15 protein-coding genes are annotated in these 21,643 nt (G+C 55.6%); 14 read left to right on the top strand and 1 reads right to left on the bottom strand.

Annotated features, from left to right (window positions below):
• From TU75_RS19690 to TU75_RS19670, 6 genes are all read left to right on the top strand, one after another.
• A partial coding sequence (locus TU75_RS19690) for an integrase core domain-containing protein (protein ID WP_156422780.1) occupies positions 1-536 on the top strand: 536 nt, incomplete at its 5' end.
• 358 nt (positions 537-894) lie between these two features.
• Positions 895-1,287 (top strand): hypothetical protein, encoded by a 393-nt coding sequence (locus tag TU75_RS19685; protein WP_015373461.1) that lies wholly within the window; start codon positions 895-897, stop codon positions 1,285-1,287.
• A gap of 1,394 nt (positions 1,288-2,681) precedes the next feature.
• Positions 2,682-3,014: a DNA/RNA non-specific endonuclease gene (locus TU75_RS28640; RefSeq protein ID WP_141719197.1), complete on the top strand. Its 333-nt coding sequence runs from the start codon at positions 2,682-2,684 to the stop codon at positions 3,012-3,014.
• A complete protein-coding gene (locus TU75_RS19675) occupies positions 3,011-3,316 on the top strand; it encodes a hypothetical protein (protein WP_015373463.1) in 306 nt (101 codons plus the stop codon). Before TU75_RS28640 ends, TU75_RS19675 begins: the two co-directional genes overlap by 4 nt.
• Before the next feature lie 1,076 nt (positions 3,317-4,392).
• Positions 4,393-4,860 carry a hypothetical protein gene (locus TU75_RS27420; RefSeq protein WP_141719196.1) on the top strand — a complete coding sequence of 156 codons (468 nt, stop codon included), beginning with the start codon at positions 4,393-4,395 and terminating at the stop codon, positions 4,858-4,860.
• 121 nt (positions 4,861-4,981) lie between these two features.
• Complete coding sequence (locus TU75_RS19670; RefSeq protein WP_015373464.1) at positions 4,982-5,677, top strand: hypothetical protein; 696 nt, start codon at positions 4,982-4,984, stop codon at positions 5,675-5,677.
• Between the two features lie 169 nt (positions 5,678-5,846).
• Here TU75_RS19670 and TU75_RS19665 read toward each other — a convergent pair whose 3' ends face one another.
• On the bottom strand, positions 5,847-6,104 hold the full coding sequence (locus TU75_RS19665; RefSeq protein WP_060549826.1) for a hypothetical protein: 258 nt from the start codon (positions 6,102-6,104) through the stop codon (positions 5,847-5,849).
• A gap of 643 nt (positions 6,105-6,747) precedes the next feature.
• On the opposite strand from TU75_RS19665, the gene TU75_RS19660 reads away from it, so the two are divergent.
• The 8 genes from TU75_RS19660 (at position 6,748) to TU75_RS19630 (ending at position 21,613) form a co-directional block, all read left to right on the top strand.
• The gene (locus TU75_RS19660) at positions 6,748-14,802 is read left to right on the top strand and encodes a hemagglutinin repeat-containing protein (protein WP_231981875.1); all 8,055 of its coding nucleotides are present in this window, start codon (positions 6,748-6,750) and stop codon (positions 14,800-14,802) included.
• Positions 14,802-15,236 carry a DUF6392 family protein gene (locus TU75_RS26835; protein WP_082630484.1) on the top strand — a complete coding sequence of 145 codons (435 nt, stop codon included), beginning with the start codon at positions 14,802-14,804 and terminating at the stop codon, positions 15,234-15,236. Before TU75_RS19660 ends, TU75_RS26835 begins: the two co-directional genes overlap by 1 nt.
• Before the next feature lie 276 nt (positions 15,237-15,512).
• Positions 15,513-17,987 (top strand): VENN motif pre-toxin domain-containing protein, encoded by a 2,475-nt coding sequence (locus TU75_RS19655; RefSeq protein ID WP_060549825.1) that lies wholly within the window; start codon positions 15,513-15,515, stop codon positions 17,985-17,987.
• Positions 17,988-18,295: 308 nt separating this feature from the next.
• Positions 18,296-18,970 carry a hypothetical protein gene (locus TU75_RS19650; protein WP_041931677.1) on the top strand — a complete coding sequence of 225 codons (675 nt, stop codon included), beginning with the start codon at positions 18,296-18,298 and terminating at the stop codon, positions 18,968-18,970.
• 29 nt (positions 18,971-18,999) lie between these two features.
• Complete coding sequence (locus tag TU75_RS19645; RefSeq protein WP_060549824.1) at positions 19,000-19,692, top strand: hypothetical protein; 693 nt, start codon at positions 19,000-19,002, stop codon at positions 19,690-19,692.
• A 201-nt stretch (positions 19,693-19,893) separates the two neighbouring features.
• The gene (locus TU75_RS19640) at positions 19,894-20,574 is read left to right on the top strand and encodes a CsgG/HfaB family protein (protein WP_003238709.1); all 681 of its coding nucleotides are present in this window, start codon (positions 19,894-19,896) and stop codon (positions 20,572-20,574) included.
• Between the two features lie 29 nt (positions 20,575-20,603).
• A complete protein-coding gene (locus TU75_RS19635; protein ID WP_060549823.1) occupies positions 20,604-20,966 on the top strand; it encodes a DUF4810 domain-containing protein in 363 nt (120 codons plus the stop codon).
• Positions 20,963-21,613 carry a DUF799 domain-containing protein gene (locus tag TU75_RS19630; protein WP_003238713.1) on the top strand — a complete coding sequence of 217 codons (651 nt, stop codon included), beginning with the start codon at positions 20,963-20,965 and terminating at the stop codon, positions 21,611-21,613. The genes TU75_RS19635 and TU75_RS19630 overlap by 4 nt, the downstream gene beginning before the upstream one ends.
• The last annotated feature ends 30 nt before the right edge of the window (positions 21,614-21,643 follow it).

Below are 21,643 nucleotides of genomic sequence, written 5' to 3'. Positions count from 1 at the left end.
GGCACGAGGGTCGTATTGCGGTGCAAACCAGTGATACGCGTTGGTGCTCGGACGGCTTTGAGTTCCGCTGTGAGGACGGCGCCAAACTGAGCGTGACCTTCGCCCTGGATTGCTGTGACCGCGAAGCCATCGGCTGGGTCGCGAGTCCGACCGGGTACAGCGGCGATGACATCCGCGACTTGATGCTGGAGAGCGTAGAGAAACGCTTCGGTGATCAACTGCCTGCAACGCCGGTTCAATGGCTAAGCGACAACGGCTCGGCGTACACCGCCGAACAGACACGCCTGTTTGCTCGACAGATCGGTTTGCAGCCGGTGACCACCCCGGTGCGCAGCCCGCAGAGCAACGGCATGGCCGAGAGCTTCGTGAAGACGATCAAACGTGACTACGTTGCGCACATGCCCAAGCCGGATCGAGAAACGGCGCTGCGCAACCTGGCAATTGCCTTCGAGCATTACAACGAGCAGCATCCGCACAGCGCCTTGAACTATCGCTCACCGAGGGAGTTCAGGCGCTTGGCAGCAGCATCAATTTGACGGGGAGTTGGTGTCCGGTTTTGTAGGGGCAAGTCCAGATATCAAACAGATAGATCAGAACACGGTTAGCCAGACGATTGATGTGATGGTCAACCGGGTAAAAGCGGCGGTGAAGTCTACTATCCGCAAGGGACAGATCCCGCGAAAGGAGAGCACATACGGGTTATGCCCCCTGGATCGTCATCTGTTCCAGGTTATGAGAATGGCTACTGGCGCTGGCAAAATTCAGGGAAGCAGCCGATGAATCCTGCGACTGGGAAGCCTGGGATCGGTCAGGGAGACACGCATATTCCGCTTCCTCCTGATTCTTCACCCCCCGTTCGTCGCTGAACGTTTATAGATTAATTTAGAGGGACGTATGAGCACTTTGTCAGATGATTTTGATTTTTCTCTGCTTTCTGGCTGTTATCTGGAAATGGTTTGTTTTGGCGTGCGTATCACGAGGTTTGATTTTTCAAGACCGCAGACATTCGCTGGTGTGTCGCCCTATAAAGTTTCATTCTGTGTAGAAGCCGGGTTGAAATATGAAATTGACGACATCGTGGGGCAGCGCGAATTTAATGACTCGTCTACCAGTGCGCCTTTATTAGATTTTTTATTAATGGACGTTGAGTCTGTTGAGGAAGTCGAGCCTGATACATTACAAATAATATTCAGCACGGGAGCGAAAATTACTATGGAGCCGGATGTTGCAGATGGTTATGAGTCTTATTCGATATATTTGGATTCCGGTGACATCATCGTCGTCTGAACGGGTAAGAGCCGAGGAAAGGAGGCAGATTTATTCGAGTTCGAGGTGACAGTAAAAAAGCCTCATAAATCTTTCCTCCTCATTTTTAAATAAGGCAAAAAGTGCAAAATAGGACAAATTTTTTAACTTGAGCTGGGAAAGCGCTTTAAATAACTGCGTCGACCTTTATTTGATCATTTGTTTAAAGGCGGAATTAATGGGTAATTTAATTAAAGTTATAAAAAACCTGCCTTCGATTTAGAAGGTCAGAAAAACTGCTCAAGGATTGGCATTACTAGACGCGGTAATATGCCGCAACGGGAGTGCAAGTACTTTTCTTTCAATTATAATTGGGATGGGTGAAGAGATGATGGCATCCATGAAGAACGGTGAGGGGGGGGAATATTTTATGCACTTTACTTGTGAAGTAGCTGTAGGTAAAGTTCTAGATGAAAATCCATTGTCGAATCCGCACGAGTATTTGGATGACGTGCCCGAAAATTTCGAGCTTTTAAAGATAAACTAGCATTTTTCAAAAATAATGCAAGTTTTTTCTGGAGGGAAATTAATCAAAGCTCATGGCAGGCATTACCGGATAAATTGAAGCGGCTTCAGCTTATGGGTTTCTTCCAAGAAGGTGCTGTTACCTATAAAAGTTTGCTGAAAACTATTATGAAAGAAAAATTGATATCAATATTGTTGAGACAGTTCTCGAATCGTTGATAGTAACGACAGAACAGTTGACTGTACTTGATTCTGAACTTGGTTTCGGCGATTTAGATGATGATTTTCAAGAGATTTTAGATGGTACAATTTGATTGAAGATGTCTAGGTTGTTAATTTTATATATGCGCTCTTTAAAAACTTACCTATTTTGATTGGGTTTAGGTGTTCTCAAGTAGGGCGGTTGAAAACCGCCCATTTTTTATTATGAAGTTTGCGAATTAAATTTCCTTCCAATTGCATCAAAAGAGCATTAATGGGCAATCTGTGAGTGCGCAGCATTATCCGCCTACAGGTGCAGAATTGAAGAGTGGGAAATAATGTACACACAAAATGATCTTGCTAATGATCTTGAAAAAAATTATCCGCAGGGTTCGACGTATTTAGGATTTCTAAATTTGCGTTTGAAATTTATCAGCGCCATGGATTAGAAATCACTCCTCCGATGGATCGAATACTTTTCTCATTGATGGCAATGGACGAAGGGGAAGAGTTTGAGCTGACAGAAACTGAATTTTTAAATTTGCTCTCAGAGCTTAGAATTATGGATTGACAGAGCTCAAAATGGAGAAAAGGGGACAGATTTATTTAAAGAGTTAAAAATCGTGTTAAATAAATCTGTCCCCTTTTGTTGAGGTCTAGCCGAAGAGTTCACGTTCACCCCGGTTGATATCAAGGTTCCACGGGACGCGATGCAAACTGCTGCTGGGAAGACCGGAAGAGAAACTGATGTAGGCGGACACGCACAAGCGTGTAGTCAGGGGGGGACATGCGATGGTTACAACTTATTCGCCCAAGATCAGAACTTCAATAGCTCAGCGTATAAGGTGTTTTACGAACACAAAATCAAGAGCGCTTTGAACGATCCAAATAAAGTAGTAGGGCCGACAACTATAAAATTTAATCGCGAAGATCCTCGATCGTTGCGCCCTGATACGTTGGATGTTACTTATACAATCTATGGAAAGCGTCAAACTGTTCGATTTGAAAATGAAGCTCGCAGAATACCGGAGCATAAAGAATGATTACCAAAGATATAGAAATTGTTAAAAGTATTTTTGAATTGCTTCAGTCAGGAATTGTTGAAGATTATGATGCATTCAAGTATGAGACTGAGGTGTGCGATGGATACATGATCGAAGAAATCTCCATTGAGAAAAATGGCGTGGTAAATGAACAGCCGCAAACTGATTTCAATGGTGCTGTTTTGTATCGATTAATTAAGGAGTTGAAGGCTAGCGCAGCATCGCGGGGTGAGAACTGGAGTTCTTTTGTGATGAGTTATGATGTTGGTGGGCAAGTAAAGACGAATTTCGTTTATCCGTGAGTAAAAATGTGAAAGTTATTTTTTGAATGTGGGTTATTGTCAATTTGGTTTGTGTCAAGAGGAGGGCTATATAAAAGGGGTGGGTTTATTTGAGAAAAGGGGAGAAAACGTGAACGAAATTAGCGTAATAATGGTAGTTGTATTTCTGATTGCGGGTTGCGCGCCGTCATGGTCTGCGTGGGTATCCAGTAAAGATGGATGGTAGGTACCAATTTTGAATCTCACGTATACAGCATTTGCTCGCGCACGCCCCATACATGTACTGAGCCATTTTGGTCCCCCGCTAACAAAGAAAAAACGTTCGATAGGGTAGTAAAAGAAAGCAGCGGGACGCGCTACTACATAACCTGGATCAGGGATTGCCGCTATTCGGTACTTGTATCTTCGGAAAGTAAGGTGGTTTCATGGAAATATGAAATTAATAATTTAAAAAGTTGCTTTGTTTTTTTTGTGTGATAGGTATAAAGAAAAGGGGTGTGGACTTATTTAAATTTGCGCTGGGAAAGCTATTAAATAAATCTGTACCTTTTAAAGGTTAGAACGCTCAGGTCAATATCTCCAGTGTTGCAATCAGGAAGAAGTATTGAATGAGGTCGCTATGATTGTCCAAGCGCCAGGGAGATAGCTTGTTAGAGTGTTTAGTATTTATTGGGTAGATGGTGAAAGATTTTATTGAGCGACTCCCTATGAGGGTTATAGGGGCCTAATGACACTCAGTCATAAAGACGTCTCCTGTAATCGATGGTTCTTTATCAAGTGATTTATTTATTTGTAAGGACGCTGCTGGGCAAGACATGATTATGCGTTGGGCTGCAGACGATATTATTGATGATTTAGCTGATCGCAATCCCGTTGCCTTGGCAGATTTTTGAGGATTCATAACTGGTCACTTAGATAATATCTTCAGGAAAATGGCTGCGTGACTCTATTTCACACCGGAGGTCCTAAAAAAACGAGAAAAAATCCCAGCTAACAATGTGAGTTGTCAACGAAAACGTGACTATGGTTAATTACAAGATCAGTTTTGATTTTGGTTGCAACTTAATATTTTGTGACATCAACCAGGAAGTTGCACCATGACGTTAAACGCCTATCCTCGAATAAAAGTTTTTTTCGCATTCCTGCTATACCCTCTTTTTTCGGGATTAGTAGCTGTGCCTTTTATATTAATTTCGATAATGGTTACTGTACTTGGAAATTCATCATTAATTGGAGAGGTGAGAGGAGCGGAAGTCTTCTCACTTTTTGTTACCGTGCCCATAATGGCTCAGTTGATCTTTCTTTTTCCGGCATTAGCATTAGCAATTTCACTTGTTTTCCTCAAGGTTGAGCGTAAAGCTAATGTGCACTGGGTAGTATCAATTGTAGCCGCCACTGTTTCGGCTGCATGGATGTTTGGTATTGTTTTTTTCTTTATAGGTAAGGTTGAAGGATATGGAGTGATGAGGAATATGTTTCCTGTATTTTTGAGTTTTGTGTTGGGAGGAATATCTACATGGGTGGCTGCTTATTGGTCCCTTCCGCAACGGCAATCCAGTGAGTGATCGGCGAGATTGGAGAAGCTGGTTTTCTTTTGAAGTTGGCTGCGTTTGTTGATAGTGAGCAATAATGTAATCGAGTTGCTATTGGTGTATTTCAGCTTTCAGATATTCAGGAATATAAAAAATGAAAATTCTTTTCTCCGCTTTTTGTACGTTATTTCTACTGAGTGGTTGTGCCACCAAAGACCTGAGTATTGAGAACCGCCAAAAGATTAAGACTCTCGCTGTCTTGCCTGCCTCTTTTCCTGAACAGCAGTTCAAGTACACCAGCATGGATCAGGCATGGGGCGCAGGCCTGGGTGCTGGTACCGGGGTGGCTGTGGGAATGGCGTCGGGTGCGTCCAAAGTCGCAACCAGTGCAATGGCTGGCGCGGGTTTGGCAATGGGCGCGAAAGTAGCAGATGGCGGGGCTTTAAGTCCTCGTCAGGCAATTTTGTTGAACTTGCAGCGCAATCAAATAGATCCGGGGCAATTGTTTAAGCAGCAATTGGAGGCTCGGATCACAGCTGAGCAATTATTCAAGATTGTTCCAGACGGCAGCGGAGCGGACGCCCATATGGAATTTGTCATATCGGAGTGGGGCTTTGCCCTGAAAAATTATAGCTCAGAGCTTTATCCCACTGTTGGCGTTGTTGCGACCATGAAGCGCGGGGACATGGCCGTCTGGAGGAATTTCGAAACGATCACAGCTTTCAGTGACGGAAATACCTTGGCGTACACACCTCAGCAGTACGCAACAGACCCTGAAGTTCTCCGTGGCGCTTTGCAACATGCTTTCGAATTAGCGATAGAGAAGCTAATGGCTGATTTAAAACAATAGAAATTATGACGGAAAGCGTAAGTCCATTTTATTGAAAGGCAGAACTTTATTATTTCCCCGAGGCGGGTGTGCTGCCTAAGTTGATAACGCAGCACGCGACAGGGCACAGATTATTCAGTCGTGCAGTTCACGCATAAAACGGGCGACACTACGGCCGCCCGACTTTCACTCAGGCCGGATCCCCATTAAGCCTGCGACTGATCACATCCAACACATCACACCCATCGCGCAGCGGAATTGCCAGCAACTGCGCAAAATCTTGCAGCACCACCGCATCGCTGCTCAATTGATCGCGAAACGCCAGGTTCTCCAGCAATTGGGTAACAGCGCGGATGCGGTATACGGCGGCGTCGTGCAGTACATCCAGCGGTGCCTGGGTGTCGATAATCAGGGCTGGGACGGTGCAGTCGTGGCCGGTAAGAGGCATGTATCTATTCATGTGAAGTCTCGTTTTGATGGTATGAAAGCCATCACCCCATCGTCGCCAAACGAGTCAGGTGGCAGCTGTGCGCAGGTTGGCGAACCGGAAACGAGTAACCGGCAGACCCGAAGGTCTCCCGCGCACAGCCGCCATAACACGACTTTGCGGGTGCAAAAATGCCTGCAAAAAAAACGCAGACCGTTTTTGCACTCGTTTACGGATCGCCAAATCCCATCGCTCTGTTGAGCGACGGCGGGACTATAAGCCGCCCGATCAAACCCGCGCAAGGCATCAAAGGTCGCGTCACGGGACTTCCACTATTTGCGACCCGTTTCACAATCCCCCCAAGAACTTTTCCAACCTTCCCGGTACTAACCTATCTCGACGGCAGTTTGCTGGCTAAATAATGGCAACTGATGATCCGCGCTCAAACAAACTGCCCTCAATACAGCTGCCGCTTGTCGGAATAACCCGTCCAACAACCGGAATTTCATCTTTACGGTGATGTGAAGTTGTTATTAATCAAAAAATTGCGTGCCCAGTCGCTCGGCCCTGCACTTAACCCGGCAAGTTCGATGCCTGTGTGCTACCCAATAAGTTTCGACGGATCGAACAGTCTCTATCGCCCCGTCGCCTTGAGATTTTGAATATGGACGCTCGCCCCGCTTTTGCCCTGAAACGCCTGTGCCAACGTGGCTTGGCTTTGATCCTGGCCAACGTGCTGTTCTGGCAGCCGTTGCTGGCCCAGGCCGAGGGGATTGTGGTGAACGGCCCCGGCACTACGGTCGGCCAGGCGGGCAATGGCGTGCCGGTGGTGAATATCGCCACGCCCAATGGCAGCGGCCTGTCCCATAACCAGTTCAGCGACTACAACGTCGGCCCCAATGGGGTAATCCTCAACAACGCCAGCGCGCCGCTGCAGAACACGCAGTTGGGCGGCATCATTGTCGGCAACCCTAACCTCAAGGCCGGCGCGGCCAATGTGATTCTCAACGAGGTCAACGGCGGCAGCCCCAGCCAGTTGCGCGGTTACACCGAGGTGGCGGGGCAGTCGGCCAAGGTGATCGTGGCCAACCCGTATGGCGTTACCTGCAGCGGCTGCGGTTTTATCAACACGCCGAACGTGACGCTGACCACCGGCAAGCCAGTGCTCGATGCCAGCGGCCAGTTGCAGCGCTATCAGGTCGACGGCGGCGCGGTGACCATCGACGGCCAAGGCCTGAACGCGAGCAATGTCGACCGTTTCGAGATCATCACCCGTATCGCCAAAATCAACGCGCAGATCAATGCACGCGAGCTGAACGTGATTGCCGGGCGCAATGACGTCGACGCCAAAACCTTAAACGCCACCCCGCGCGCCGATGACGGCAGCGCCAGGCCCGAGCTGGCCATCGACTCGTCGGCCCTGGGCGGCATGTATGCCGGCGCGATCAAGCTGGTGGGCACCGAAGCCGGCGTGGGCGTGAAGCTCGACGGCACGCTGGCCGCCAGCGGCGGAGACATCCAGCTGGATGCCAACGGCCACTTGAGCATGGCCCAGGCGGCGGCCAGCGGCGCGGTGAACATCAACGCGGCCAGCCTTGAGACCAAAGGCGCGGTTTACGCCGGTAGCACGCTCAAGGCGCAAACCCGCGGCGAGCTGAAAAACAGCAAAACCCTCGCCGCCCGCGACAGCATCAGCCTGGCCAGCAACGGCCAGTTGACCAACAACGGCATCGTCGAAGCCGGGGTCAACGCCGACAACACCCGCAATGCCAACGGCGACGTCACCCTTAACGCCCAGCGCATCACCAACACCGGCACGCTGATCGCCAACCGCGCACTCACCGCCACGGCCGCCCAAACCCTCAACAACCAGGGCGGCACCCTGAGCGCCAAACAGGCGCTGACGGTGAACGCGGCGGCTGTGGATAACCAGAACCAGGGCCGTCTGCTCAGCGATAACGCGCTGGTGGTCAACACGGCCCTGCTCGACAATCGCCACGCCGGCATTATCTCCAGTGACGGCGCGCAAACCCTCAACGTCAGCGGCTTGCTCGACAACAGCGCCGGCGGCTCGATCGACAGCAGCGGCGCCATCGCGCTGCACGGCCAGGCCCTGGACAACAGCGTCGGCAGCTTCACCAGCGGCGCGGCCATCACCCTCGACCTGCTCGGTGACCTGATCAACCGCAACGGCAAGCTGGCCAGCGCCGGGCCGCTGCTGATCCAGCGCGCCGGCCATGTCGACAATCAGGGCGGCAAGCTCGCGAGCCAAGGGCTGCTGAGCCTGTTCGCCAACAGCCTCGACAATCAGAACAACGGCACCCTGGCCGCCAACGACGACGTGACGGTCACCACCAGTGGCCTGCTGCAGAACGGCAGCAACGGTTTGATCCACAGCGAAAACGCCGGCCTCACCCTCAGCGCCGGCAGCCTGGACAACAACGGTGGTCGGCTGTCCTCCAGGGCCGGGGACGTGTTGATCGACGCCGGCCAGTTCAGCAACGGCACCGGCGCGGTGTTCGCCGGCAATCGTGTGTCGTTGCGTGGCGGCGATGTTGACAACGCCGGGCAGATCGCCGGCCAGGCCATCGACGTCAGCCTGCGCGGCGCACTCAACAACCGCAGCCTGATCGAGAGCGCCACCACGCTGGATGTGAGTGCCGCCAGCCTGAGCAATAGCGCCCAGATGCGGGCACTGGGGAGCGCCGGTCAAACGCGTTACGTCATCGGCGGCCTGTTGAACAACAGTGGCTCCCTGGAGGCGGCCAACAGCGGGTTGAGCCTCGCCGCCGGCTCGTTCCAGAACACCGGCGGCAGCGTGCTGCATGTGGGCAGCGGCGTGTTCGACCTCAGCGGCATCAACCTCGATGAGGTTGGCGGCAGCCTGGTCAGCCACGGCGACCTGACCCTCGACAAAGCCCGTTGGACCAACAGCAGCACGATCCAGGCCGAGCGCCTGACCGTCAATGTCGGCACTCTCAACCAGACCGCCAGCGGCAAACTGCTGGCCGGCACCCGGCTGGTGGGCAGCGGCCAGGACTGGACCACCGCCGGCACCGTGGCCAGTAACGGCAGCCTCGACCTCACCTTGGGCGGCACGCTCAACAACAGCGGCCGCATGACCGCCGCCACCGACCTCAGCCTGCGCGCCGCAGCCGTCAACAACCTCGGCACCCTCGGCAGCGGCGGGGTTACAACTGTCACCACCGCCAGCCTGCTCAATGACAATGGCCTGATCTTCAGCGGCGGCGACATGAGCCTGCGCGTCGAGCGCCTGAAAAACCTCGCCGCCAACATCTATGCCCTGGGCAACCTGCGCATCGACCGCGACGGCCAGGGCGGCCTCGCCGACAGCATCGTCAACAGTTCCTCGACGATCCAGACCGACGCCAACCTGACCCTCGCCGCCAGCACCCTTCAGAACATCCGCACGCTGCTCACCAGTGAATCGGGCATCTACAGCGCTTCCATCACGCCTACCGCATGCATCTTCAATGTCACGGGCGGCGACTGTGACGGCGGCAAGGAAAACCGCCCGTACCTGATTGCCCAGCGTGAGCACTTGATCGTGACGCAAGCCAGCGCGGCGTCCAGCATCACCTCGGGCGGCAACATGCTGCTGACCGGTGGCGAGCTGCTCAACAGCAGCAGTAGCATCGCCGCTGGCGGCAACCTGACCGCCGTCGTCAATCAGTTGAACAACGTGGGCCTGGTGACCCACGACACCCTCAGCGAACGTATTTTTGCCTCCGAGCGCAGCCGTCACCCGGAAATCTGGGCCGAGCCTGCGGCCGCGTTCAACCAGCGTTATTCCATCGGCGGGGCGAATTACGACCCCAACGACATGAGCGGCGTCGAAGCCGCCATGGCTGCCTTTATCGGCACCATGGAGCGCGAGTGGGTGCCCCTCAAGACCACCGAGCTGGCGCCTTCCGACCAGCGTTACGCAGCGGTGATCCAGGCCGGCGGCGCCGTCAATGTGAAAGCCCAGGCCGGCATCGACAACAGCGTGGTGCGCGGTGGTTACACCTACGTGGGCAGCGGCATCAAAACCGACACCCGCGCGCCGGGTTACTCCACCTTGGTCAGCCTCAACCCGCAACTGCCGCCGGATGTCGCCCAGCAACAGGTCAACCCGCTCGGCCTGCCGGGCTTTGGCTTGCCCACCGGGCAGAACGGCCTATTTCACCTCAACGACGGCACCAGCGCCAGCGGCCTGCCCAGCAGCCAGTTCGCGGCCAACCCGCAAAAGTACCTGATCGAAACCAACCCGGCGCTGACCGACATGCGTCAGTTCCTGGGTTCGGATTACCTGCTGGCCAAGCTGGGCTTCAACCCGGACCTGGCACAAAAGCGTCTGGGTGACGGCTTCTACGAACAACGCTTGATCCAGCAAGCCGTGCTTGCCCGCACCGGCCAGCGGTTCATTGATGGCCTGACCAGCGATGCCGCCCTGTACCAGCGTTTGATGGACAACGCCGTCGCCAGCAAAACCGCGCTCAACCTGGCCGTGGGCGTGAGCCTCACTGCCGAGCAGGTCGCGGCGCTGACCCACGATATTGTCTGGCTGGAAAACGCCACCGTCGCCGGCCAACAAGTGCTGGTGCCCGTGCTGTACCTGGCCCAGGCCAACAATCGCCTGGCGCCCAACGGCGCGTTGATCTCCGGCAACGACCTGAGCCTGATGGCCGGCGCCGACCTCAACAACGTCGGCACCCTGCGCGCCACCAGCAGCCTGTTCGCCAACGCCGGCGGCAACCTCACCAACAGCGGCCTGATGCAAGCCGGCGGGCGCCTCGATCTGCTCAGCGGCAACACCCTCAGCAACCGCGGCGGCGGCATTCTCGCCGGCCGCGACGTCAACCTCGCTGCCGGCGCCGACCTGCTCAACCAGCGTACCGTCACCACCCACCAGAGCGCCAGCGGCTACCGCACCGAACGCAGCGACTTCGTCGACAACGCCGCGCGCATCGAGTCGGCCAACGCGCTTACCCTGCAAGCAGGCGGCAATATCAACAACGTCGGCGGCGCACTCAAGAGCGGCGCCGATACCATCGTTCAGGCCAAGGGCGACATCAACGTCACCGCTTCGCAAACCCTGAACAGCGGCAACATTGGCAGCCGCTCGAGCTTCAGCACCCTCGCCCAGCAGGGCTCGGTGGTCGAGGCGGGCCGTGATCTGCATCTGGTGGCGGGGCGCGATATCAGCGCGGTGGGCAGTCAGCTCAATGCCACGCGTGATTTGGCGATGGCGGCGACGGGCAATGTGAACCTCGGCGCGGTCACCAACGAGCAGCATTCGGCCTCCAATTCGAAGAAGGTCACCAGCAAAGAGGACCACGTTCAACAGGTGGGCACCTCGCTGGTGGCGGGCGGCGACCTGTCCCTGAGCGCCGGCAACGACCTGATCGCCACGGCCAGCCGCGCGAGTGCCGGCCAGCAAGCGTACCTGTACGCCGGCAATGACCTGGCGCTGAAGGCCGCGCAGAACAGCGACTACAGCTATTACCGCAAAACCAAGACCAGCAACGGGTTGCTCTCCAGCAGCCAGAAGACACGCATCGACAGCAGCAACCAGATCGCCCAGCAAGGCTCTTCCATCAGCGGCGACACGGTGGTGGTGCGTGCCGGTCGAGACATCGGCACCACGGCCAGCGATGTGGTGTCCACCCACGCCACAAGCGTGCAGGCCGGGCGCAACGTATTGATCGACGGCGCCACCGAAAGCTTCGAGCAGAGCCATTCGTCCTCGGTCAAAAAATCGGGCTTGCTGAGCACCGGCGGCATCGGCGTCACGCTAGGCTCCAGCAGCAACAAAAACACCACCACCAGCAGCACCGAAACCACCCGCGCCAGCAATGTTGGCAGCGTGCTGGGCAGCGTGAACATCCAGGCCGGCAAGGACCTGACCGTACGTGGCTCCGACGTGGTGGCCGGCAAGGACATCAGCCTGGCCGGGCAGAATGTCAGCATCCTGGCGTCCGAGAACAACAACCGCAGTGAGCAGACCGCCAAGAGCAAATCCAGCGGCTTGACCCTGGCGTTGTCCGGCACCGTGGGCAGCGCGGTGGACAGCGCATACCAGACCGCCAAACAGGCCAAGAACGAGGACGACACTCGTCTGTCGGCGCTGCAAGGCGTGAAGGCCGGCTTGACCGGTGTGCAGGCGTGGCAGGCGGCGCAGAAGGACGGGGGCATCAACAGCGGCAACGTCGCGCAGTTCGTGGGCATCAGCCTCTCCCTGGGCTCACAAAAGTCCGAGTCCAAACAGACTCAGGAACAAACCCTCAGCCAGGGCAGTAGCCTCACCGCCGGCAACAACCTCACCATCGTGGCCGACGGCAACGGCACGCCCGGGGACGCGGGTGATATTCGTGTGCAAGGCAGCAAGCTGCAGGCCGGCAACCAGATGCAACTGGCCGCCGAGCGCGACATTCGCCTGGAAGCGGCAGCCAACGACCAGAAGCTCGAGGGCAACAACAAGAGCAGCGGCGGGGCGGTGGGCATCAGCTTGGGCGTGGGCTCCGACGGCGGCGGGCTGAGTATCTTCGCCAATGCCAACAAAGGCACAGGCAACGAAAAAGGCAACGGCACCACCTGGACCGAGACCACGCTGGACGCCGGCAACCAGATCAACCTGACCAGCGGGCGCGACACGACCCTCAAAGGCGCCCAGGTCAGCGCCGACAAAATCGCCGCCACCGTCGGTCGCGACCTCACGCTGCAAAGTCTGCAAGACACCGACAACTACAAGTCCAAGCAGACCGATGCGAGCGCCGGCGTCAGCTACGCCATCATCGGTTCAGGCGGCAGCGCCAACCTCAGCGTCAGCAAAAGCAAGCTCGACTCCAAATACCAAAGCGTGCAGGAGCAAACCGGCCTGTTCGCCGGCAAGGGCGGTTACCAGATCGACGTGGGCAACCACACTCAACTCGACGGCAGCGTGATCGCCAGCACCGCCACGCCAGATAAAAACCGTTTGAGCACCGGCACCCTCGGCTGGAGCGTGTTGAAGAACAAGGCCGAGTACAGCAGCAAACTGCAAAGCGCCAGCGTCAGCACGGGCAGTGATGGCTCCGGCGCCTTTATCAGCAACATGCCCACCGGCACCCTGATCGCTTTCAACCACGGCGACAGCGACAGCGGCACCACTTCATCGGCCATCTCCAACGGCACCCTCGACATCCGCGATCCTGCCAAACAACAGCAGGACGTCGCTACGCTCAGCCACGACGTCGAACACGCCAACGGCAGCATCAGCCCGATTTTCGATAAGGAGAAAGAGCAGAAACGCCTGCGGCAGGTGCAGCTTATTGCGGACATTGGTACGCAAACGGTCGATATCGTTCGGACCCAAGGTCAGCTTAATGCCGATAAAGAGGCGCGTGCTGAACTTGATAAGCGTGGCATCAAGGAACCTGAAAAAGATGCCAATAAAGAAGACGTCGAACGCTACAAGCAACAACTCATTGCCACTGACGCTTATCAACGAATCATGGCTGACTACGGGGTCGGCGGTAATTACCCCCGTGTAGCACAGGCGGTGACAGCAGCATTGCAAGGCCTTGTGGGGGGCGATATTGGCTCCGCCATCGCCGGCGCGTCGGCGCCGTACCTGGCACAAGTGATCAGGAAAACCACCGGGGACAATACCGCGCTGAATACCATGGCGCATGCCGTACTGGGCGCGGTGGTAGCGCAGGCACAAGGCAACTCCGCACTGGCCGGCGGTGCTGGCGCGACGACGGGTGAGTACATTGCGCACCAGATGTATCCGGGTGTGGCAACGGCGGATCTGACGCAGGAGCAGAGAGAGACGGTGGTTGCGCTGTCGGGCTTGGCCGCAGGGTTGGTTGGGGCGGGTGCTGGTGGTGACCTCAGTGGGGCGGTGACCGGGGCGCAAGCGGGAAGCAATGCGGTAGAGAACAACTCGCTCAGTGACCTTGCTGAAGCACTCGCGGCAGGCAAGACACCTCAGCAGTTGGCTGGAGATCGTGTCGAAGCACAAAACGAGCAGTATAAAAAAGAAAATTGTGCCGGGATGAGCGCGGAGGCCTGCTCGGTCAAGATGTATGATCAGCGACGTGAGGAACTGAAAGCTACCCTATTGCAGGGAGCTGATTTTGTGCCGGTGGTTGGTACAATCAAAAGTGTTGTAGAAGCAGAAAGTGCGCTTGACTATTTGGAGGCATCAGCGGCTCTTATACCGGGTGAGCGGATTGCTGCTGCTACCCTGAAAATGGCAAGGAAAGCGCTGAGTAGGGGCGATCTCAGCGAAGCATCGAAGCTGATTAGCAACGCCAGCAATGAGATTCAGAATGTTAAGCCTCTTGATGTCGGATCATATAAGGATCTTAAAAAAGGGGAAGTTGTTGGAGACGGATTAGAACATGATCACATTCCGTCTTTCTCCGCTTTGAGAAAAGCGAAGGAAAATGAGTTGGGCAGAAAACTGACTCCAGCAGAAGAAAAAATGCTATATCAAAATGCCACCGCTGTGGAAGTTCCGAAAGATGTTCACCAGGCGGGGCCAACCTATGGAGGGAAGAATACAGCAGCTCAGGTTCAGCAAGATTCACTGGATCTTTGTGGTGCAGTATGTCGTGATACAGATGCGTTGAGGATTAACATGCTAGAGCGAGGTTATGATCCCAAGCTAGTTGATGAAGCAATAAAGAAAATTGTTGATAGAAATCGTCAGGCGGGGGTGATTAAGTGATGCGGACGTGGGATGGTTTTGTTGAAGTATTAGGGTGCTCGGAGGCGGATAGTAAATTCGTTCGCCTTCCTCAAACTCTTAATGAGTTGCCTAATTTTGAAGAGGGTGTTCTAGGCGATAGAAGGTATTACTCATTTTTTAGCTCGGGTATTCTTCTCTTGTTAGAAAACAACAGAGTAGACCAGGTCGTTTTTTATACTAGGGCGGATGAAGGGTTTTCAATGTTTAAGGGGCAGTTGCCAGTTCCTCCTGATAGTTCAGAATCAAAAGTGATTCATCTATTAGGCACGCCTTCATCTTTGGGTGGGGGGAAGCTGGATATGCTACTTGGTTATATTGATCGCTGGGTGAAATATGAGATGGGCAGCTACACTCTACATTTTCAATTTGATAAAAAAGATGTTTTGTCTAGACTAACGTTGGGTTTAAAGTAGCCAGCTCCGCTTTTGAGGTAAGGGAGTTAAGGTCAGGTTTTGGGGAGTAGAGGGCTGACCCTGAGGAATCCAGATGAACGATGTCGTGAAAACAGCCAGGGCGGATGCAGGAGTCAACAAGGAATTTATTTACGTCAAAACTTACTCTGGCTATCGGAGTGTGGAATAGTGGAATAGGGGGTCAGACCACGTTTTTGCGTTTTTTAGAGTTCATCAGAGTTGCTCTTTAAAAATATGATTTATTTTTTGTAGAAGAATAGTGTTCAGCCCCCTATTTTGCTGGACGGCCGCAACCAGATCAACCTGACCAGCGGGCGCGACACGACCCTCAAAGGCGCCCAGGTCAGCGCCGACAAAATCGCCGCCACCGTCGGTCGCGACCTCACGCTGCAAAGTCTGCAAGACACCGACAACTACAAGTCCAAGCAGACCGATGCGAGCGCCGGCGTCAGCTACGCCATCATCGGTTCAGGCGGCAGCGCCAACCTCAGCGTCAGCAAAAGCAAGCTCGACTCCAAATACCAAAGCGTGCAGGAGCAAACCGGCCTGTTCGCCGGCAAGGGCGGTTACCAGATCGACGTGGGCAACCACACTCAACTCGACGGCAGCGTGATCGCCAGCACCGCCACGCCAGATAAAAACCGTTTGAGCACCGGCACCCTCGGCTGGAGTGTGTTGAAGAACAAGGCCGAGTACAGCAGCAAACTGCAAAGCGCCAGCGTCAGCACGGGCAGTGATGGCTCCGGCGCCTTCATCAGCAACATGCCCACCGGCACCCTGATCGCCTTCAACCACGGCGACAGCGACAGCGGCACCACCTCATCGGCCATCTCCAACGGCACCCTCGACATCCGCGACCCTGCCAAACAGCAGCAGGACGTCGCCACGCTCAGCCACGACGTCGAACACGCCAACGGCAGCATCAGCCCGATTTTCGATAAGGAGAAAGAGCAGAAACGCCTGCGGCAGGTGCAGCTTATTGCGGACATTGGTACGCAAACGGTCGATATCGTTCGGACCCAAGGTCAGCTTAATGCCGATAAAGAGGCGCGTGCTGAACTTGATAAGCGTGGCATCAAGGAACCTGAAAAAGATGCCAATAAAGAAGACGTCGAACGCTACAAGCAACAACTCATTGCCACTGACGCTTATCAACGAATCATGGCTGACTACGGGGTCGGCGGTAATTACCCCCGTGTAGCACAGGCGGTGACAGCAGCATTGCAAGGCCTTGTGGGGGGCGATATTGGCTCAGCTATTGCGGGGGCATCGGCGCCGTACCTGGCACAAGTGATCAGGAAAACCACCGGGGACGATACCGCGCTGAATACCATGGCGCATGCCGTACTGGGCGCGGTGGTAGCGCAGGCGCAAGGCAACTCGGCACTGGCCGGCGGTGCTGGCGCGGCGACGGGTGAGTACATTGCGCACCAGATGTATCCGGGTGTGGCAACGGCGGATCTGACGCAGGATCAGAAGGAGACCGTGTCGGCGTTGTCCGGTTTGGCTGCGGGATTGGCCGGGGGGGTTACGGGAGGCGATCTGGGTGGGGCGGTCACGGGCGCGCAGGCGGTGACAAATGCGGTTCAGAACAACTATCTGAGCGAGGGGCAGAAAGCTCAGCGTGATGCGGAAATGGCAGCTTGCCCGGGTGCGGGATGCCGCACAGGCACCGCTACCAAGTGGCTGGCAATCGATATTTCGCAGGATGCCGTCTTTACAGCAGGTGCACTCTCAGGTGCGGCTATTGGGTTGAATGAATCCATCGACAGCATTGTGCACACGGCTGGTAACTTTACAGAGACCATCAGGGCCCTGAAATCCGTTGTCGAGAGCGGTGGTGTTTGGGATTCGGTCAAGCAATCGTACATCGACCGCCTTGATAAATTGCAGATGCACTACGAAGAAGCCGGGGCCAGTGGTTCATACCTGGCCGGGGTTGAAACCGGTAAGCTTTTGATTGATATGGCGAGCGTTCTCGCCGATGGCGCCGGGCTGGTGAAGGGTGGTGCCTTGCTGGCGGAGAAGGTTACGGCCAAGGTTGCCAAGGCTGAGTTGGAGGTGGCGGCGAAGGGCTCGGCGGGTACGCCTCCATGGTTCAGCGCTGAGGGGGAGTTTAGCGGAAGGCTTTCTGATGGTTATACGTCGGGTACGACTACGACTACGTTTAATGAGGTTGTTGTAGAGAACGCTGGGGATTTTAGCGGCGGGATTGGTCCAAAAGGGACGGGCCAGGTTATCCCTGATGCAATAAGCCCCCCCAAGCTCAGTTCGGTTGAAGACCTGTTTGGGCAGACATTTGAAAGTATCCCGCTGTCGCACCTTCCCAATTGGAAGACCGGTTCGCTTGTAAATGATGGGGTGTTGGGCGAGCAACTGGCCCTGCAAACCCTTAACGAGAAAACCGGCCTCAATTTCAAACCTCTGCAAAACAGTAGCAACCACGGCTGCGATGGCTGCGCGGTGGCGATCAATGGCGATACGATTACCGTGGTGGTGATGGATGCGAAGTCTTCGGTGAATGGTGTGAGTAAGGCCGGTACGCCGCATGGGGACCCGAGGACGCGGTTGGAGGGGTGGCTGGGTAATAGATTAATTGCAGACTCTGATCCTGCTTTACGCGATGCTTTGCAAGCGGCGTTGGATTCAGGAAAAGCCAAAGTTCAAGGTGTAACAGTCAAAGTCGGTGTTCCCGCCCCCAGTAAAACAGGTGTAGCAGAATTTAAGGTGGAACCATGGACCAAGAAGTAATTCAGTGCGAGCGCTCGGGCGTAAACCCGAAATGGCCCTCCTACAAAAGTGTACTGGGGCGCATAGCCAAGGGGCCATACGTCTCAGATGACTACGAGTTTAATGGAATCCGTGAATATGTTGAGCGCGGCGATGCATTTGCGAAGCCATCAATGCCTGTACCGAATAGTGACAACGTTACGCGTAGTAGCTCCGAATGGATGGCCGTCACACGAGCCCACAAGGTAATGGCAACCGCGCCAGATAACCCGCAATGGCTTCTGGAATTGGCCCATTGGCTGCGCTATTACCAAGTAGGAATTTGGCAGTTGTTCTTCTGGGCGGGCCAGTTCGACATTATTGCCAAAGCGGCAGGCAATGATCGACGCCGCCAAAACTACAGCATCCAAACCGCCACCAATATGATGGCCGCCATGGCGATCCTAGGCTGGAAGGATGCCGTCATCCATCAGGGCTATCTCACCCATGCGGCTCTCAACCGTGGGCATCAATTAGTGATTGAGTACGAAGAGCAACACCGCCGCGCCCAAGCCTTTATGCTGCGTGTGTTTGCCGATTGGGTGGGCGATGTCTCGCATCAATGGCCTGCTTATGCTTACGACGAACCCATCTACGAAGCCTTGTTGGCCAATTGGCGCACTCCCAGCCCCGACGACCTGATGCCCTGCCTATTGGCCGCGTGTGACCGCCACACTTGGCAAACCGGCAAAGAGAGCCAGAAGAATTCCTACGACTTCAATCAGGACTGGCACTTGGAGCGCGTGCCGGTGGAAATTCTCTATATCCTGCGCCTGCGCCAGTGGGAAGGTTTAGCCAATCCGCAGAAGATTGATCATCCGCTGCTGGCCGCGCCCTTTGACCAATTGCCGTCCGAGCAACCAGTGCCTGAGTTGGACGAGTTGATGCAAGGTGTGCTAAAGCGCGCAAGGGAAGACTGGCCACAATACGATGAAGTGCTGTCTTTGCCAGCATTGAAGAGTTGAATAAACACCCAAAACACCAAGGGACTGCCGTGAAAAACCTCCTCCTCATTCTCCTCACCACCCTCATCCTCGGCGGCTGCGTCAGCCATCCGCTCACACCGGAAAATCGCGCGCAGGTTAAAACCGTGAAAGTGCTGCCCGTGAAGTGGGGCAAGAACATGGTGTACTTCGGTCGTGAACAAGCCTGGGGCGCGGCGCTGGGGGCCGGGTTGGGTGCCGGTGTGGGCATGGCGAGCGGGGCGTCCAGGGTGGGGACTGCGGCGTTGAGCGGTGCCGGGTTTGCCGCTGGCATGAAGCTTGGGCAGTTGGCTGAAATGTCGACGCCAGCGGCGATATTGACGGTGATGGACGCCGAAAACATCGACGTGGGTGTGTTGCTCAAACAAGGTTTTGTCGATGCGCTGGGCAAGACGTCGACGCTCAAGGTGGTGGGTGACGATGAGCCCGCCGATGCGCAGATTCAGTTGACGGTGACTGAGTGGGGGTTTCGCCTGACCCAGGGTTTCAGCAGCGTGATCTACCCGACCATTTCGGTGATTGCGCAGATGGACCGTGGCGACCAGATGATCTGGCGTACGTTCGAGACGATCACGCCGTTCAATGGCCAGAATGTGTATGGCTACACGCCGCTGACCTACCGCACTGACCCCGAGGCTTTGCGCCGGGCGCTGACCGGGATCACGCAGATCTCCGGCCAGTATCTGGTGAAGGAGCTCAAGTAAGCCTGGTGGAACTTCATGTTCTGCAGGTTGTGCAGGGTTCACATATCCGCGCGAAACAACTTGAGAACCCCCCTTAACTCCGTAAAATGCGCCAGCCGTTGCGGCACTACAGATTCAGGGATGAATGCAGACGCACGTGTTGCTCCTCCCGGAATCGCCGCAGGCCTTAGCTCTGCCGATTTCCCATTTCAGGAGCAATACGTGAACACACTCTCCAAAATCCTGCTGTCTGGCCTCACCGCCGCAGCGCTGTTGACCGTGGCCGGTTGCGCCACCGAGAGCAACCGCGCGATGCCGGTGGAGCAGGTCGCCAGCGCCAAGATTGCCTATTCCGGCGTGCGCGTGCCGATTGCCGTGGGCAAGTTCGATAACCGCTCCAGCTACATGCGCGGCATCTTCTCCGATGGCGTCGACCGCCTCGGTGGTCAGGCCAAGACCATCCTCATTACTCACCTGCAGCAGACCAACCGCTTCAACGTGCTGGATCGCGACAACATGGGCGAAATCTCCCAGGAAGCCGCGATCAAAGGCACCGCGCAGAAGCTCAAGGGCGCTGACTACGTAGTGACCGGCGATGTGACCGAGTTCGGCCGCAAAGAGACCGGCGACCGCCAGCTGTTCGGCATTCTCGGCCGTGGCAAAACCCAGGTGGCCTACGCCAAGGTCGCGTTGAATATCGTCAACATCAGCACATCCGAAGTGGTGTATTCCACCCAGGGTGCCGGTGAGTACGCGCTGTCCAACCGTGAAGTGATCGGCTTCGGCGGTACCGCCAGCTACGACTCCACCCTCAATGGCAAGGTGCTGGACCTGGCCATGCGCGAAGCGATCAACCGCCTGGTCGACGGCATCAATGCCGGCGCCTGGAACCCGCGCAACTGATCAGCCACACCACAAGGAGCAGTACACGGATGAGCAAGGCAGTGAAGTTGGCGCTGATGCTGACAGCAATCGCAGCAGTCGCCGGGTGCCAGACGGCGCCCCAGCCCCTGTATCAATGGGAAAGCTACCAGCCGCAGGTTTACGAGTACTTCAAGGGTGAGCCCAAGGAAGCGCAAGTCGAGGCACTGGAACGCGATCTGCAGAAGATCAACGCCAGTGGCCGCAAGGCGCCGCCGGGTTACCACGCGCATTTGGGCATGCTGTACATGAGCATGGGCAAGGATGACCAGATGGTGCAGGAGCTGCGTACCGAAAAGGCGTTGTTCCCTGAGTCCGCCCCTTACATGGATTTTTTGCTTAAAAACGCCAAGGCCGGAGTTGCCCTCAAATGAACCTCTTGAAACTCACCGGCGCCTTGCTGGCCCTGGCTTTGCTCGGCGGTTGCGCGGCGCCCAAGACCATTGATTACACGGCCTACAAACAGGCGCGGCCCAAGTCGATCCTGGTACTGCCGCCGATCAACGAGTCGCCGGAAGTGCAGGCCTCCTACAGCCTGGTGTCGCAGGTGACTTACCCGTTGGCCGAAGCCGGCTACTACGTGTTGCCGATCGCCCTGGTGGATGAAACCTTCCGCCAGAACGGTCTGACCACTGCCAACGATATTCAGGCCGTGCCGCCCACCAAGCTGCATGACATCTTTGGTGCGGACGCAGCGCTGTACATCACCGTTAGCGAGTACGGCACCAAGTACATGCTGATCTCCAGCGACACCTCCGTGACGGCCTCGGCCAAACTGGTCGACCTGCGTACCGGCACCACCCTGTGGACCGGTGCGGCGCGTGCGTCCAGCGAAGAAGGCAACAACAACGGCGGCGGCCTGGTAGGCATGCTGATCACGGCGGCGGTCAAGCAGGTGATCAACAGCTCCACCGATGCGGCGCACCCGATTGCCGGGATTACCAGCGCCCGCCTGCTGTCGGCAGGACAACGCACCGGCATTCTGTACGGCCCGCGTAATCCGAAATACGGCACCGACTGAGGTGTTTGAAAGCCCTGCTGGCCGCATGGT

Source organism: Pseudomonas poae (genome assembly GCF_001439785.1).
Classification (GTDB): Bacteria; Pseudomonadota; Gammaproteobacteria; order Pseudomonadales; family Pseudomonadaceae; genus Aquipseudomonas; species Aquipseudomonas poae.
This window is presented reverse-complemented; position numbering and strand designations above follow the sequence as displayed.

Excerpts from the sequence above, each read along its gene's own strand:
- TU75_RS19685 (WP_015373461.1), top strand. The coding sequence starts at position 895 with ATGAGCACTTTGTCAGATGATTTTGATTTTTCTCTGCTTTCTGGCTGT.
- TU75_RS28640 (WP_141719197.1), top strand. The coding sequence starts at position 2,682 with ATGCAAACTGCTGCTGGGAAGACCGGAAGAGAAACTGATGTAGGCGGA.
- TU75_RS19675 (WP_015373463.1), top strand. The coding sequence starts at position 3,011 with ATGATTACCAAAGATATAGAAATTGTTAAAAGTATTTTTGAATTGCTT.
- TU75_RS27420 (WP_141719196.1), top strand. The coding sequence starts at position 4,393 with ATGACGTTAAACGCCTATCCTCGAATAAAAGTTTTTTTCGCATTCCTG.
- TU75_RS19670 (WP_015373464.1), top strand. The coding sequence starts at position 4,982 with ATGAAAATTCTTTTCTCCGCTTTTTGTACGTTATTTCTACTGAGTGGT.
- TU75_RS19665 (WP_060549826.1), bottom strand. The coding sequence starts at position 6,104 with ATGCCTCTTACCGGCCACGACTGCACCGTCCCAGCCCTGATTATCGAC.
- TU75_RS19660 (WP_231981875.1), top strand. The coding sequence starts at position 6,748 with ATGGACGCTCGCCCCGCTTTTGCCCTGAAACGCCTGTGCCAACGTGGC.
- TU75_RS26835 (WP_082630484.1), top strand. The coding sequence starts at position 14,802 with ATGCGGACGTGGGATGGTTTTGTTGAAGTATTAGGGTGCTCGGAGGCG.
- TU75_RS19635 (WP_060549823.1), top strand. The coding sequence starts at position 20,604 with ATGAGCAAGGCAGTGAAGTTGGCGCTGATGCTGACAGCAATCGCAGCA.
- TU75_RS19630 (WP_003238713.1), top strand. The coding sequence starts at position 20,963 with ATGAACCTCTTGAAACTCACCGGCGCCTTGCTGGCCCTGGCTTTGCTC.